Origin of the sequence: Paenibacillus sp. UNC499MF (assembly GCF_900107975.1) — a bacterium.
Lineage (GTDB): Bacteria > Bacillota > Bacilli > Paenibacillales > NBRC-103111 > Paenibacillus_F.
Genome location: NZ_FNVF01000004.1, coordinates 25,565 through 40,476 on the forward strand (window position 1 = coordinate 25,565; position 14,912 = coordinate 40,476).

14 protein-coding genes are annotated in these 14,912 nt (G+C 54.1%); all 14 read left to right on the top strand.

Going from position 1 to position 14,912, the window contains the following annotated elements; translation table 11 throughout:
* The first annotated feature begins 4 nt into the window (after nt 1-4).
* The 14 genes from ssb to C4S74_RS10945 all read left to right on the top strand — a co-directional run bounded on the left by ssb (nt 5) and on the right by C4S74_RS10945 (nt 14,859).
* On the top strand, nt 5-487 hold the full coding sequence (gene ssb, locus C4S74_RS10880; RefSeq protein WP_009673468.1) for a single-stranded DNA-binding protein: 483 nt from the start codon (nt 5-7) through the stop codon (nt 485-487).
* 19 nt (nt 488-506) lie between these two features.
* Nucleotides 507-815, top strand: a complete 309-nt coding sequence (gene rpsR, locus C4S74_RS10885; protein WP_082211313.1) for a 30S ribosomal protein S18 — start codon at nt 507-509, stop codon at nt 813-815.
* A 305-nt stretch (nt 816-1,120) separates the two neighbouring features.
* Nucleotides 1,121-1,480 (top strand): cupin domain-containing protein, encoded by a 360-nt coding sequence (locus tag C4S74_RS10890; protein WP_103995359.1) that lies wholly within the window; start codon nt 1,121-1,123, stop codon nt 1,478-1,480.
* A gap of 104 nt (nt 1,481-1,584) precedes the next feature.
* Nucleotides 1,585-1,896 carry a MazG-like family protein gene (locus C4S74_RS10895; RefSeq protein ID WP_103995360.1) on the top strand — a complete coding sequence of 104 codons (312 nt, stop codon included), beginning with the start codon at nt 1,585-1,587 and terminating at the stop codon, nt 1,894-1,896.
* On the top strand, nt 1,893-2,825 hold the full coding sequence (locus C4S74_RS10900; protein WP_258042452.1) for a YybS family protein: 933 nt from the start codon (nt 1,893-1,895) through the stop codon (nt 2,823-2,825). Before C4S74_RS10895 ends, C4S74_RS10900 begins: the two co-directional genes overlap by 4 nt.
* A gap of 17 nt (nt 2,826-2,842) precedes the next feature.
* Nucleotides 2,843-4,810, top strand: coding sequence for a DHH family phosphoesterase (locus C4S74_RS10905; protein ID WP_103995362.1), 1,968 nt, complete (start codon nt 2,843-2,845; stop codon nt 4,808-4,810).
* Nucleotides 4,807-5,250: a 50S ribosomal protein L9 gene (rplI, locus tag C4S74_RS10910; protein WP_103995363.1), complete on the top strand. Its 444-nt coding sequence runs from the start codon at nt 4,807-4,809 to the stop codon at nt 5,248-5,250. The genes C4S74_RS10905 and rplI overlap by 4 nt, the downstream gene beginning before the upstream one ends.
* A gap of 65 nt (nt 5,251-5,315) precedes the next feature.
* Nucleotides 5,316-6,671 carry a replicative DNA helicase gene (gene dnaB / locus C4S74_RS10915; RefSeq protein WP_103995364.1) on the top strand — a complete coding sequence of 452 codons (1,356 nt, stop codon included), beginning with the start codon at nt 5,316-5,318 and terminating at the stop codon, nt 6,669-6,671.
* 150 nt (nt 6,672-6,821) lie between these two features.
* Entirely contained in the window at nt 6,822-8,108 is a 1,287-nt protein-coding gene (locus tag C4S74_RS10920) for an adenylosuccinate synthase (protein WP_103995365.1), read from the top strand.
* 294 nt (nt 8,109-8,402) lie between these two features.
* A complete protein-coding gene (locus C4S74_RS10925) occupies nt 8,403-9,140 on the top strand; it encodes a hypothetical protein (RefSeq protein ID WP_103995366.1) in 738 nt (245 codons plus the stop codon).
* Nucleotides 9,141-9,347: 207 nt separating this feature from the next.
* Complete coding sequence (locus tag C4S74_RS10930; RefSeq protein WP_103995367.1) at nt 9,348-10,862, top strand: M23 family metallopeptidase; 1,515 nt, start codon at nt 9,348-9,350, stop codon at nt 10,860-10,862.
* Between the two features lie 145 nt (nt 10,863-11,007).
* Entirely contained in the window at nt 11,008-11,742 is a 735-nt protein-coding gene (gene yycF / locus C4S74_RS10935) for a response regulator YycF (protein ID WP_103995368.1), read from the top strand.
* A gap of 1 nt (nt 11,743) precedes the next feature.
* Complete coding sequence (gene walK, locus C4S74_RS10940; RefSeq protein ID WP_103995369.1) at nt 11,744-13,576, top strand: cell wall metabolism sensor histidine kinase WalK; 1,833 nt, start codon at nt 11,744-11,746, stop codon at nt 13,574-13,576.
* A complete protein-coding gene (locus C4S74_RS10945; RefSeq protein ID WP_103995370.1) occupies nt 13,573-14,859 on the top strand; it encodes a YycH family regulatory protein in 1,287 nt (428 codons plus the stop codon). The genes walK and C4S74_RS10945 overlap by 4 nt, the downstream gene beginning before the upstream one ends.
* Nucleotides 14,860-14,912 lie beyond the last annotated feature (53 nt).

The window sequence follows — 14,912 nt, forward strand, 5'->3', positions numbered from 1 at the left end:
AACGTTGTTAAACCGTGTAATTCTTATCGGCAGACTGACAAGAGATCCTGAGCTGCGTTACACACCTGCGGGTGTGGCCGTAACCCAATTTACACTGGCGGTGGATCGACCGTTCGTAAGTTCGCAATCGAAGGAACGGGAAGCCGATTTCATACCTGTCGTGACTTGGAGACAGCTTGCGGAAACTTGCGCCAACTATCTTCGCAAAGGCCGTTTGGCGGCAGTGGAAGGACGTATGCAGGTACGCTCATACGACAATAACGAGGGACGTAAAGTTTACGTTACCGAAGTCATTGCCGACAATGTGCGCTTCCTGGAATCGGCTAATTCCGCAAACCGTGAAGAGGGTTCATACTCCGGCGGTTCAGGCGGTGGATATGGCGGCGGCGGAAGCGGCAGCGGCCGAAATACGCGGGATCAACAGCAGGATCCTTTCCTCGACGACGGGAAACCGATCGACATATCCGATGATGATTTGCCATTCTAAGTAGAAAGGACTGACTCAAATGAGCGAACAACAAACAAGCAGCCGTCCGCAACGTTCGGAAGGCGGTGATCGTCCGGAGCGTTCGGAGCGCAAGTTCACTCCACGCCGCGGTAAAGGCGGTAAGCGCCGTAAAGTTTGCTACTTCACAGCAAACAAGATCACTCATATCGATTACAAAGATATCGAGACCCTTAAGAAATTTATCTCCGAAAGAGGTAAAATCTTGCCTCGTCGTGTAACGGGTACTTCCGCGAAGTATCAGCGTATGCTGACAACAGCAATCAAGCGCTCGCGCACAATTGCTTTGCTTCCATACACTACGGAGTAGTTTGTATAGAGAAGAAGACAGCCGGTTCTGCCGGCTGTCTTTTTTTATGGCCAAAGAAGGTTAAGCCGATTTAAAAAGGATCAAGGCAGGAGGCCGGAGAAAAATCTCCGGTTTTTTTATGCTCCGATGCGAAGAGGGACTGTGGATAACCGCCGAAGTTAGACAGTCCACAGGAACTTTTATAGAATGGAGATAGGACTTGGGGACATGTGGAAAACATCGTGACTAAATCCCAATGAAAAGTTATGCACATGTGGATAGAAAACTGATGAAAGTTATCTACAAAACGGGGAGTGGCGGGTGATTTGAAAATCAGTAAGCAAAACGCCGAACATTACGTATGGGGAGACGGATGCGACGGCTGGTATCTCCACAAAGGTGATGAAACGATCATTCACGAACGAATGCCTCCCGGAACGAGCGAGGAGAGACATCTGCATGAGCGCGCGGCCCAGTTCTTTTTCATTTTAACGGGGCAGGTTGTGATGGAGACGGACGGCGAATGGCATGAGCTGGGTCCACAAGAAGGCATCAGAATCCCGCCGGGCACCCCGCATTGTATCCATAACCGTTCGCATGATGCCGCGGAGTTTCTAGTTATCTCCAAACCGGGTACTAAAGGAGACCGAATCCCGCAGGATAGGCTGAAGCTGACTGAAATTTAAGGTGCCCGGAGCACGATAAGGACCAAGTTCAGGAAACACAGCTGGAGCTGTTTTGTGGTATAATCGTGTATAAAGCTTGTAAGGGATAAGGGGAGGAGCGGTCATTGTCCAATCGGGAAAGAGAGGTTGATCTCGCGAAGCGGGTCAAGGTCATTGAATGGCTCAAAACCGAGGTTGTCGATCAGGTAGCGCGTCTGTTTAAAGGGATATGGAAGGGCAATCAAGCTAAAATTACAGATGGCCTTGCCAGTCTGATTTCCAGCGTATATATACTTGGCCGCCGGCTTGGGGTCTCTTTTCGAAGTTTAGATGAAGCAATCATGGATAAAATGAAAAAGCATAGAGAAGAAGGTCACCAGCTCGAGGATTGGTATGGAGATATCTCGGCACTGGAAGATCATCTTCGTAAGAGGTGAACGCGTTGACAAAGAAAAATTTGCAGTTCATCGGATGGGGTCTGCTGTATATACTCTTTCTGTTATCTTTTATGACGTCCTATTTAGTGATTACGGCCAGTTTTCTAATGATTCCGGTCTTGATTCTGTTCGTGAAGCTGGACGCCAAACGGTTTACGGCTTTTTATCTGGGAATACTCCTGGTTGTCAATTTATTGCTCGGATGGACGGGATTCGTCGTCTTGGCCATTTCGTTATTCCTGCTGCCGCCGGTTATCGTAATCGGTACGCTTTATAAAAAGAAGGCGCCCGCACATCTGGTTATCACGTACGGTACACTTACTTTTCTGGCCGAAATGCTGCTTACGCTTGTAATCGGGTTCCTGTTCAACTTGAATTTCATCAAGAAATTCAAAACGATCATGCTGGATTATTTGAACAATATGCAGCCTGCCGTAAAGGGAATGCTGCCGACCCAGGGCGACATGCAGTGGTATGTGGATGTGCTCGTACAAATCATTCCGCTGGATATGATTCTGTTCTCGCTCTACTTCATCGGAGTTACTCATCTGATCGGACGCCGCCTGCTTAACCGCATGGGAGAGGACATTCCTGGCATGCCGCCTGTAAGAGAGTGGAAGCTGCCGAAAGCGTTCGTCTGGATTTACCTCATCGCGTTCGCGGCGGATATGCTGTTCGTCTCGGCGACCAATTCGCTGATGTCGGCTCTGCTTATCAATCTGCTGCCGCTGCTTATGTTCGCGTTCGCCATCCAAGCAATTTCGTTTCTTGCGTTCGTGGCCCATTATAAAGGTTGGGGTAAACTGCTGCCGGTGGCCGGCACGATTCTTCTGATCGTGTTTATGCCGTTTTTGCTTGTGCTCTACAGTTTACTCGGCGTGTTCGATGTGGCTTTTCCGTTACGGGAAAGGCTCTTCAAATCTAGATAAGGGTCAGGGGAGAGTAAATGCCGAAATTCTTGTCGAAACGATGGCATGGACAACATATGGTATGGACGTTTGCGCTGCTGGGCGCTTTAACGATCGTACTGTTTCTGTATGAATGGGTATTGGGTGTCGCTGCTCTGCTCGCCTCGGGACTTGTGCTGTACTTCTCGTGGAAGGCGGAGAGTGCTTTTCGTCACGATTTGAATGCTTATCTGGGCACCATCACGCACCGGGTTAAAAAATCCGCCGGCGATGTGATATCGGAGCTGCCGATCGGCATGATTCTATATAATGAAGAAAAAGAAATCGAATGGCATAATCCGTTCGTCGCCAAGCTCGCCAAAAAGGACTCCGTAATCGGGGATTCCCTGGAGGAAGTGTTTCCAAGCTGGAAGCCGGGCAAGGAGAAGGAAAAGGAAGAGACGTACGAAATCGAGCAGGACGGCCAGGTGTATAAACTCTGGCACCGTCCCGACGAGCGTCTTCTGTATATCCGCGATGTGACGGATTACGTCCGGCTCGTTCAGAAGCATGACGAGGAAAAAATCGCGATCGGGATCGTCCTGATGGATAACCTGGATGAGGTCACCCAGGGAATGGACGATCAGACGCGGAGCATCATGCTCGCCCGGGTAACCGGTGAAATCACGGAGTGGGCTCACCGGTACGGAGTCTATCTGCGCAGGACCTCATCCGACCGTTTTCTGATTCTGATGAATCAGAAGGCGCTGCGCGAGCTGGAGCAGAACCGGTTCGACATCCTCGATGAAGTGCGCGATCTCACGATGGAATACAAGCTGCCGCTGACGGTCAGCGTGGGGATCGCTTCCGGCATCGAGGAGCTTGAGGAGCTCGGCCGGGTCGCTCAGACGAGCCTGGACATGTCTCTGGGCCGCGGAGGCGACCAGGTGACCGTCAAGGCGGGCCAGCGCATCTCGTTCTACGGCGGGCGCACCAACGCCGTAGAGAAGCGCACACGCGTGCGTGCCCGCGTGATCTCTCATGCGCTGAGGGATCTGATCAAGGAAAGCGACAAGGTCATCATCATGGGACACCGCTTTCCGGATATGGATTCCATCGGCGCGGCGATCGGCCTGCTGAAGGCCGTGCAAATCAGCAACAAGGAAGGCTACATTGTGCTGGAAGGCATCAATCCTTCGATCGAGAAGCTGATGGCGATGATCGAAGAGGATGAGAAACTGAACCGGTGGTTCATCACACCGGCGCAGGCGATGCAGATCACGACGCAGCGGACGCTGGCCGTCGTGCTGGATACGCACCGGGCTTCGATGGTTGCCGAGCCGAAGCTGTTCAACCTGACACACCGTGTCATGGTCGTGGATCATCACCGCCGCAGCGAAGAGTTTTTCCACGATGCCGTGCTTGTGTACATGGAGCCTTACGCGTCGTCGACCTGCGAACTGGTCACGGAGCTGCTCCAGTACTTCAACGAGAAGATGTCGCTGGACGCGCTGGAGGCGACCGTGCTGCTGGCCGGGATCGTGGTCGACACGAAGCAGTTCAGTCTCCGTACGGGTTCCCGTACGTTCGAAGCGGCTTCTTTCCTGAGAAGGAACGGGGCGGATCCGACCCTCATCCAGAAGATGCTGAAAGAAGATCTTCAATCGTATATCGAGAAAGCCGAGATTATGAGACATACGGAAATGCTGTATGATCACATCGCTCTGGCGGTCGGCGAACAGAATCACAAATATTCTCAGTTGATGATCGCCCAGGTGGCTGATACCTTATTAAATATGACCGGCGTTTTCGCCTCCTTCGTCATTTGTGAACGGCCAGACGGATTAACCGGCATCAGCGCACGCTCGCTCGGCGCGATGAACGTTCAGATCGTGATGGAACGGATGGGCGGCGGCGGCCACCTGACGAACGCAGCGACCCAGCTTGAGCTGAATCCGCAGGAAGCGGCGGCGAAGCTGAAACAAATATTGCAAGAGATAGAGGAAGAGGAGGGGCTTTTCGAATGAAAGTCGTATTTCTGAAGGACGTTAAAGGGCAAGGCAAAAAAGGGGAAATCAAAGAGGTATCCGAAGGTTACGCAACGAACTTCCTGATCCCCCGCGGACTGGCCGCGGCAGGAACGAACGGGGCGGTTAAACAGGTGGACCAGCAGAAGAAAGCCGAACAGAAGCGCAAGGATCAGGAGAAAGAAGACGCGGAAGTTCTGGCAGGCAAGCTGAACGAAACGACCGTAACGATCAAAACGAAAGCCGGTGAAGGCGGCCGGTTATTCGGGGCTATCACAAGCAAGCAGATCGCGGAGCAGCTTGAGAAAGCCGGCTACAAGATCGACAAGCGTAAAATTTTGCTGAACGATCCTATCCGCTCTCTGGGCGTAACGAAAGTGTCCGTTAAGCTGCATACGGAAGTAACGGCTACAATCAGCGTGCAAGTATCGGAAGAATAGACGGTGTTATTATTCCTTCTAAGATTGGACAGGATAGAAACTAACAATAGAACAGGTGAAGCTTCATGAACGAAGAAATGTTCATGGGACGTGTTCTGCCGCAAAATATAGAAGCCGAACAGGCCGTTCTCGGCGCCATCCTGCTGGATAGCGACTCGCTGATCACGGCGATGGAGCGGATGAGCCCGGACGATTTCTACCGTCCGGCCCATCAGCACATCTTCGAAGCGATGATCGAGCTGGCGGAGGAAGACGAGCCGGTCGATCTCGTGACGCTGACCGCCCGGCTGCAGAACAAGCAGCAGCTGGAGGAAATCGGCGGAGTCGCCTATTTGTCGGAGCTGGCCAACGCCGTACCGACGGCAGCGAATATCGACTACTACGGGCAAATCGTAGAAGAGAAATCGCTGCTCCGCAGACTCATCCGTACGGCTTCGCAGATCGTTTCGGACGGCTATGCGAGCGCCGACGATGTGGGCATGATGCTCAACGATGCGGAAGCCCGCATTCTCGAAATCTCGCAGCGCCGGGCTTCCAACGGCTTTATCTCCATCCGGGACGTTCTGATGGAAGTCTTCGAACGGGTGGAGTTTCTTTATTCCCATAAGGGCGGCTCCACCGGAATTCCGTCGGGCTTCAACGATCTCGATAAAATGACGTCGGGCTTCCAGCGCTCCGACTTGATCATCGTGGCGGCTCGTCCTTCCGTAGGTAAGACGGCTTTCGCCCTTAACATCGCACAGAACGTCGGTGTGAGGGCGAAGGAAACCGTCGCGATCTTCTCGCTCGAGATGGGCGCCGCGCAGCTTGTGCAGCGTATGATCTGCGCGGAAGCCAACGTGGACGCTACCCGGCTTAGATCGGGTTTCCTCGAAGGCGACGACTGGGAGAAGCTGACGATGGCGATCGGTTCGCTTTCCGAAGCGGATATTTACATCGACGATTCGCCGTCCGTCACGGTAGCGGATATCCGGGCGAAGTGCCGCCGTCTCAAGCAGGAGAAGGGGCTCGGCATGATCCTGATCGACTACCTGCAGCTTATCCAAGGCAGGGGAAAGGGAGACAACCGTCAGCAGGAAGTCTCCGAGATCTCCCGTACGCTGAAACAGATCGCGCGTGAGCTGAACGTGCCGGTCATCGCGCTCTCCCAGCTCAGCCGGGGTGTGGAGCAGCGTCAGGACAAGCGTCCGATGATGTCCGACCTTCGGGAATCCGGTTCGATCGAGCAGGATGCCGACATCGTGGCGTTCCTCTACCGGGACGATTACTACGACAAGGAATCCGAGAAAAAGAACATTATCGAGATCATTATCGCCAAGCAGCGTAACGGCCCGGTCGGCACGGTAGAACTGGCGTTTCTCAAAAACTTTAATAAATTCGTCAACATGGATCGCGCCCATCAGGAGATGCCGACAGGTTGACTGGAATATCCGAACAATCATACTAGAGATAGTATGATTGTTCGCGTTTTATTGACTTTGCTTCATGCGGTCTGCTACACTAAAGTGGTGTGTTAAAGAAGTAAGCAAAATGAGTGGCGATACAGATTCGCCTAACGGAGGTAATACAGAATGTCAACAGTGGTTGTAGTCGGAACCCAATGGGGAGACGAAGGGAAAGGGAAAATCACGGACTATTTGGCGGAGTCCGCGGAAGTGGTCGCCCGCTACCAAGGCGGCAACAATGCCGGCCACACCATTCTGATCGGAGGCAAGAAGTACAAGCTGACGATGATACCGTCCGGTATTTTCAATCACGATAAAATGTGTGTCATCGGAAACGGCATGGTCATCAATCCGGCTGCTCTGGTAGACGAACTTCAATATATCCGCGATAACGGATTTTCCGTAGATAACCTGAAAATCAGCGACCGCGCCCATGTGATTATGCCTTATCACCTGCTTCTGGACGAGCTGGAAGAAGACCGCAAAGGCGCCAACAAAATCGGCACGACCCGCAAAGGCATCGGCCCTTGCTACATGGACAAAGCGGCACGCAACGGTATCCGCATCGCGGACCTGATGGATGCGGCAGAGTTCGAACGCAAGCTCCGCCATATCGTCGAAGACAAGAACACGCTGCTGAAGCAGGTGTACGGTCGGGACGGTCTGGATGCGGATGCGATCCTGAAAGAGTACCTGGGCTACGCCGAGCAGCTCCGCATGTTCGTAACGGACACGTCCGTGGTTCTGAACGATGCGATTGACGCCGGCAAGCGGGTGCTGTTCGAAGGCGCACAGGGCGTTATGCTCGACATCGACCAAGGCACCTACCCGTTCGTGACGTCGTCCAATCCGACGGCCGGCGGCGTATGCATCGGTTCCGGCGTAGGCCCGACGAAGATCAATCAGATCATCGGCGTGGCGAAGGCGTACACGACCCGTGTCGGCGACGGTCCTTTCCCGACGGAACTGAACGATGCGATCGGCGATCAAATCCGCGAAACGGGCCACGAATACGGCACCGTAACCGGACGTCCGCGCCGCGTCGGCTGGTTCGACAGCGTCGTCGTCCGTCACGCCCGCCGCGTGAGCGGCATTACCGGCCTGTCCCTGAACTCCATCGACGTGCTGACGGGCCTGGAAACCGTGAAAATTTGTACGGGCTACAAATATAAAGGCGAGATCATCGAGCACTATCCGGCGAGCCTTAACATGCTTTCCGAGTGCGAAGCGGTATACGAAGAGCTTCCGGGCTGGAGCGAAGACGTCTCCAACGCGAAATCGCTCAGCGACCTGCCGGAAAATGCGCGTCATTACCTGGAGCGCGTTTCCCAGCTGACCGGTATTCCGCTGGCCATCTTCTCCGTCGGCCGCAACCGTGAGCAGACGAACCTGGTCCGCCCGGTTTACGCGTAACCAATCCTGAAGAAGCCGTATTCAGACGGCCTTCTCCTAATCATCGACCTTAAGACCTCCCGCAGCCGGACTTGCTTCCGGCGGCCCGGGGGGTCTTTTTTATTGTCCGGAAGGAAGGGATCGCAGGGGACGGGTGGCCACCTTCATGTGACGCCACGCCTCAGTCAAAGCTGCGGACTGGAAGTTCTCCGGTATTTTTTGGGGAATAGCGGGTTGATCCGGGTCTAAACCGTCAATACTGGGCTTATAGAGAAACCAGTATAAACGAGAAGTTTCAAGGCGGTGGATGAACCTATGAAATGGTTGGGACGGTTAGGCAGGTGGGCGGCCGGTGCGGCTGTGATGTCTTTTTTGTCCATTTTTACGACGTATGTGATTGTGACCACGATGGTAGATGAAGTGCTCAAGCAGTTTCAGCTGCCTCCGATAGGGAATAAGCTTTCCTTTTCGCAGATCACCGGGAAGCTGGGCGAGCAGCTCGGGTTAGGGACGATAGGCAGGGGAGGATCGGTCAACGAGCGGGTGGAGCGCATTGCGGCCTCCTCGTCGAAGCCCAGTCCGAGCCCCAGCCCGACGCCAAGCCCGAACCCTTCCGCTACCCCCGGAGGAGCGGAAAAGCCCATGACGGGCAGTCTGGACGGCTCAGGCACGCCGTCACCGTCCTCTTCGCCGGTGCAGGGAGGCGTTTCCTCGCCGGAGCCGAGCGGTATGCCGGATGCGGTAGCCGTAATGGGCGAGTTGAAGGAAGGCCAGGCGTCCCCGGATCCGAAGGATGCGCAGAAGCGGGACGTCGTCATGTCGACGGATGACTTCTCCAAGAAGAAGGACGCTCTGTCGAGCGGTGACAAGCAGAAAATTTTCTCCATTCTTGTCGCAAAGCTGCCCCCCGAAGAAGTTCAGAAGCTCTCCTCCATGGTGGAGGACGGCATTACAGCCGAGGAGCTGAAGGAAGTGGACGGCAAGCTTAAAAAATACCTGAATCCGGCCGAATATGAACAGCTTTCGGGGATTTTGAAAAAATATGGGGGCTGATCGGGCCCTTTTGAATCCTTTTCACTCCTGATTTTTGCGCTTCTTCCAGACCGTTCCTAATAGTGGAAACCCCCCGTTTTCTTGAAACTGCAAGAGAAGGTGTGGTAAATTATTAAGGGAGTTTTACGCGTTGGTAGAGTCGGAGACGATAGGCTGGGCCTGTTATTCTCTTGCCACGTGAAGAAACAAACGGATAAGGAGAAGGATATGAAAGGTTTTAAAGCGGTAGATTGGGCCAGGAAGTTGTGGAATCAAAGCCGGGCTCAGTGGCAAAGCTTGACCGGGAATAAAGCGGAACCTTCCACCGAACTTGCGGCAAGTCAGTCAGGGCGGGGAAAGTGGTTCTTCCTATATAGCGTCAGTTCCATTGCAATAGTCGGATTTTTAACCGTTAGCGGTCAGCAGTATGTCAAAGCGAATCTCGCGGATATTTACCCGGTCAAAGTCGGTCAGGAGACACTCGGTTATATCAGTTCGAAGGAAGTTTTACAGGAGTACAAACAAGAGCGGGAAGAAAAGCTGGAAAAGCAGTATCCGGATGTACATATGGCATTACCCGACATCGAAGAACCCAAGCCGGAGAAAGCTTTTATGAAAAAAACGGAGGATCAGAAGGTGCTTGCTCTGCTTGACGAGAAGCTCAAACCTGTCGCCTCCGGTGTAGAGCTGGTTATCGAAGGCAAAACGTACGCGATCGTCAAAGATCAGGCCACGGCGGACCGTGTGCTGGCGGAGATCAAAAAGCCTTTCGAGCAGAAGGACAAAGAAAGCAAGGTCGCTGTTCTGTCGGCGGACGGCAGTCCGTCTGCGGCTCCGGCTACGGTCGAGAAGGTTGAATTCGTCCAGCAGGTCAAAACGGAGGAAGCCGTCGATATCCGGCCTCAGGATGTGATGAAGCCCGAGGAGCTGATCGCCAAGATCAAGACGGGCGGCGTACAGCCGACGAAGTATACGGTTGCAGCAGGAGACTGCGTAGGCTGTATCGCCCAGAAGCTGAACATTCCGAAACAGGTGATCTACGACAAGAATCCTTGGATTCATGACGATATGATCCGCGAAGGCGATGTGCTTGACCTTACGGTTGTTCAGCCGGCTCTGTCCGTCAAGACGGTCGAGAAGATGGTGGAGAACCAGGAAGTCCACTTCGAGACGGAAGTCGAGACGGACCCGACGATGAAAGAAGGCATTGTGGAGACGATCTCTCCCGGCAAGAACGGATTGAAGCAGGTCACGTATGAGCTTACGAAGATCAACGGCCAGCTGATGGACGAGAAAATCGTCGGAGAAGACGTCGTCGAGCAGCCGGTCACGGAGAAAGTAAGAAAAGGCACCAAGGTTGTTAAAGGAGAAGGCACAGGGACATTCGCATGGCCGGTTCTTTCCCAATCCATTACCTCCACGTTCGGCACGCGCTGGGGCAAGATGCACAAAGGCATCGACATTGTAGGCAATCACACGATCATGGCGGCGGACAACGGGAAAGTGGTGTCGGCCGGATATAAATCGGATTACGGCAATTATGTTCTTATCGATCATATGAACGGATACGAAACGATGTATGCCCACATGAGCAAGGTGGAAACCACTGCCGGCACGATTGTGGAAAAAGGAGAGAAGATCGGGATTATGGGAAGCACGGGCGACTCGACGGGCGTTCACCTTCATTTCGAAATTCACAAAGGCGGCAGCCTGGAAAATCCGCTGAAATATCTGAACCGGTAAATCAGGCGAAACGCCTATTCATAGACGCAAGTTTTTTAAGAGAGATGTGGCCTCCCGGGCGGGGGGCCATGTCTCTTTTTGCGTACAGGTATGTTACAATAAAAGGGTATGGTTTTCTAGGTGAAGGACAGGTGATGAATGAAACATGTTCGGCACAAATGGCAAAATACTCGTGGTCGACGACGAACAACCGATTGCAGATATATTGAAGTTTAACTTGGAAAAAGAGGGCTACCAGGTCGTCTGCGCCTATGACGGCGGAGCGGCGGTAGAGCTGGCTTTTTCGGAGCGGCCGGATCTTATTCTCCTCGATCTGATGCTGCCGGTCAAAGACGGCATGGACGTGTGCCGGGAAATCCGCGCCAAGCTTAATACGCCCATCATTATGCTGACGGCTAAGGACACGGAGCTGGATAAAGTGCTGGGTCTGGAGATGGGGGCCGACGACTATGTGACGAAGCCTTTCGGCAACAGGGAGCTGCTTGCCCGCGTCAAGGCGCATCTGCGCCGCCAGAGCAAGTCCGTGCCGGCCGGACAAGCCGAGCCCGAGCCTGCGGAGGCGAACGGAATCCGGCTTCACGGGCTCTTTATCGACAGCGACATGTATGTCGTCTACCGGGACAACGAGCCGCTGGATCTGACCCACCGGGAGTTCGAGCTGATCCACTATATGGCGAAGCATCCCGGCAAGGTGATGACGCGCGAGCATCTGCTCCAGGCCGTATGGGGCTATGACTATTACGGCGATGTCCGGACAGTGGACGTCACGATACGGCGTCTGCGCGAGAAGCTGGAAGCCGATCCGAGCAAGCCGGAGTATATCGTGACCCGTCGGGGGCTCGGTTACATGATGCGGGGAACGAAAAACGGAGGCTTCTAAGATGAAGGTGATCCGGTTTTTCCAATCCATCCAGGCGAAGCTGATTATTATTTACGTCCTGCTTATCCTAATCGCCATGCAGCTGATCGCCGCTTATTTCTATCAGACGCTCGACAGCCATTATAAAAATGAATTCCGCGATTCCATCAACAGCCAGGCGACGCTCATAGCGGGGCTTGTGGAAACCCAGTATTTGAACGAGCCGAGAAACAGCGATACGAAGAACTTGTCGGAAGAGCTGACTTACTTCGTCAACAGCCTGTTTGCGCCGGGAAATACGGAAATACAGATTATCGACGCCGGCGGGGTCGTGCTCAGCACGTCGCTGGAAGCGAATAAACAGATCGTGAATCAGAAAACGACGAAGACGGAAGTGACCCGCGCCCTTCAGGGAATCCGGGATAACGACCGCATGTTCACGGACGTGGACAATACGCGCAAGTTCGCGACGGCGAAGCCGATCGGCAGCGGCGTCCGCGTGCTGGGCGCGGTATATATCGTCTCCTCGATGGAGGATCTGTACAAAACGATGTCCAGCATCAACCGGATTCTCATCGTGGCGACGCTGATCGCGCTTGCTTTTACGGCGGGGCTGGGCGTCATTCTGTCCGGCACGATCACCAAGCCGATCAAGGAGATTACCCAGCAGGCGACGGCCGCCGCCGAGGGGAATTTCGACCAGAGCGTGAAAGTGTACGGCAAGGATGAGATCAGCCAGCTCGGCCATACGTTCAACTTCATGATGAACCGGCTCAAGGAAGCCATCTTCATCAATGAGGAAGAGAAGGAGAAGCTGGCCTCGATTCTGACGAATATGAACGACGGGGTGGTCGCCACCGACGAAGCGGGGCAGATCATCCTTATGAACCGCAGGGCGATGCAGATCCTCCAGGTGAAGGAGGAGCATTCCTCACAGCGGCACATTTCGGAGCTGCTGGGCCTCACCCGTGAGGAAATCGACCTGTACGTGCACGGCGAGCGCAACACGACCCTGATCGATGTGCCTCTGCCAGATGACGAGGACGTGCAGACCGTGCGGGTCACGTTTACGACGATTCACCGCAGGGGGGACGGCGTAACCGGAGCGATTGCGGTGCTCCAGGACGTCACGGAGCAGGAGAAGCTCGAGCAGTCGCGCCGGGAGTTCGTCGCGAACGTGTCCCACGAGCTGCGGACGCCGCTGACGACGATCAAGAGCTACCTCGAGGCGCTGGAAGACGGCGCGATGGAAGACAAGCAGCTCGCTCCGCGCTTCCTGAGCGTGACGCGCAACGAGACCGAGCGGATGATCCGGCTCGTGACGGATCTGCTCCACTTGTCGCGTCTGGATTCGAAGCAGGCGCTGCTCACGAAGGAGCAGACCGACATCGCCGATATGCTGGAGGAGGTAGCGGACCGCTTCTCCTTCCAGCTGCGGCAGAAGAGCATCCGGATCCGCATCGTGGCGGAGCCGGGAATTCGTCCGGTGGCGCTGGATCGCGACAAGATCGACCAGGTGCTGGACAACCTGGTCTCCAACGCGATCAAATATACGCCGGACGAGGGGGCCATCACCATCTATACCCGGATGGCGGAGGGAAATCAGCTCGAAATCTCGGTGCAGGATACGGGCATCGGGATTCCGAAGAAGGACCAGCCGCGTATTTTCGACCGGTTCTACCGGGTAGATAAGGCGCGTTCCCGCAACATGGGCGGCACCGGTCTCGGACTCTCGATTGCCCGGGAAATAGTAAAAGCCCATGGCGGCGCCATGTCACTGGAGTCCGAGCCGGGGTCCGGCACGAAAGTCACCTTTATGCTGCCGGTCCTGCCGGAGGAGGAGAATGCGTCATGATAGAGAAGCTGAAGTCGGTCACGCTGACCGTACTGATTCTGCTGAGCCTGCTGCTCAGCTATCTGCTGGCGTACAGCACACCGAATTACGAACCGCTGCCTCCTTCCGAATATATTTCCAGCGAACTGGAAGGGACGAAGGCGAAGCTGGAAGACCTGCTGTTCCCGGATCAGATTGTGCTGCATTTCGGCAATCAGCAGCATACGGTCCTTTATCCGGATTCCGCCTCATACTCGACCATTTTCGAAAGCGTCAAGCAGCGCAAAATGGAACGCTTCCGCAAAGTTAGCTTGAATCAGGAGCGTACGAATTGGGACGAAATACGTGAGAAACAAGAAGGCGTCGAAGTGCGCTTCCGTGACGGTCTTCCGCTGAGCGTGCTGCAGAATACGTTTCAGATCAAAGGGGATCTGCCGGACGACACGGAGCTGATTACCCGGATCTGGATCTTCGCCAGCAGCGATAAAAAATCCGCCGAGACTTACTTGTTCACGGATTCCGCGAGCACGGCTTTCGAAGTGCTCGGAGCCGACTTTACGGCGAAGGATGTAGAGAACTTTACGGCGATTGCCGGCACCAATCCTCCGTATACGGCGGCTTCCGGCGGAGAGTTTTATTTGCCGGTTAACCCGATACCTGTGAATTCCTATGATTTCGGCTACAAGGAATTTCCCACGGAGCAGCTGAAAAGCAGTCTTTTCGCCGATCCTTCTCTGACGAGGAACCTGAAAGACCGGGACGGCTCGCAGATTTATACGGACGCGAAGCGGGGCTTGCAGATCAACCAGGAAAAAAAGTGGATGAAATATACCGATCCGCTCGCGGTAACGGACAGCAAGAACAGCATCAAGGAAAACCTCGATGCGGGGGTTCAGTTTATTAACCAGCACGGCGGCTGGAACGGGACTTACACGATCAGCAAGCCGCAGCAGCAGCACGCTTTTTCAAATCAGATGTTTGTGTTCCGGCAGGTGTATGACGCGTTCCCGATTCTGACTGAGCAGAAGGAAGGCTACGGGGCCATTCATATTACCCTGCAAAAAGGAGTCGTCTCCAACTACGAACGCTCCGTCGTTTATTCCGATTTGAAAATTACGGGCCAGCAGAAAACCGAGCTGATCGGCGGTGAAGCGCTGAACGCGAAGATTACGAATCATCCGAAGCGCTACAACATCGTGAACGTGTTCCCGGCTTACCGCCCGACGCTGGGCGTCAAAACCGTCAATTTGTCTCCCGTATGGGCGATTGAGTTCAAAGACGGGACTTACGAATTTTTTCGCTGAGTTTACGGGGAGCTTTCAAGAGCTTTTGGACCAAGTAGATATAACATTTACGT

What these genes read in the sequence shown, in the direction of transcription:
- C4S74_RS10930 (WP_103995367.1), top strand. Translation starts at nt 9,348, where the DNA reads ATGAAAGGTTTTAAAGCGGTAGATTGGGCCAGGAAGTTGTGGAATCAA.
- rplI (WP_103995363.1), top strand. Translation starts at nt 4,807, where the DNA reads ATGAAAGTCGTATTTCTGAAGGACGTTAAAGGGCAAGGCAAAAAAGGG.
- C4S74_RS10945 (WP_103995370.1), top strand. Translation starts at nt 13,573, where the DNA reads ATGATAGAGAAGCTGAAGTCGGTCACGCTGACCGTACTGATTCTGCTG.
- yycF (WP_103995368.1), top strand. Translation starts at nt 11,008, where the DNA reads ATGTTCGGCACAAATGGCAAAATACTCGTGGTCGACGACGAACAACCG.
- C4S74_RS10920 (WP_103995365.1), top strand. Translation starts at nt 6,822, where the DNA reads ATGTCAACAGTGGTTGTAGTCGGAACCCAATGGGGAGACGAAGGGAAA.
- dnaB (WP_103995364.1), top strand. Translation starts at nt 5,316, where the DNA reads ATGAACGAAGAAATGTTCATGGGACGTGTTCTGCCGCAAAATATAGAA.
- walK (WP_103995369.1), top strand. Translation starts at nt 11,744, where the DNA reads ATGAAGGTGATCCGGTTTTTCCAATCCATCCAGGCGAAGCTGATTATT.
- C4S74_RS10925 (WP_103995366.1), top strand. Translation starts at nt 8,403, where the DNA reads ATGAAATGGTTGGGACGGTTAGGCAGGTGGGCGGCCGGTGCGGCTGTG.
- C4S74_RS10905 (WP_103995362.1), top strand. Translation starts at nt 2,843, where the DNA reads ATGCCGAAATTCTTGTCGAAACGATGGCATGGACAACATATGGTATGG.
- rpsR (WP_082211313.1), top strand. Translation starts at nt 507, where the DNA reads ATGAGCGAACAACAAACAAGCAGCCGTCCGCAACGTTCGGAAGGCGGT.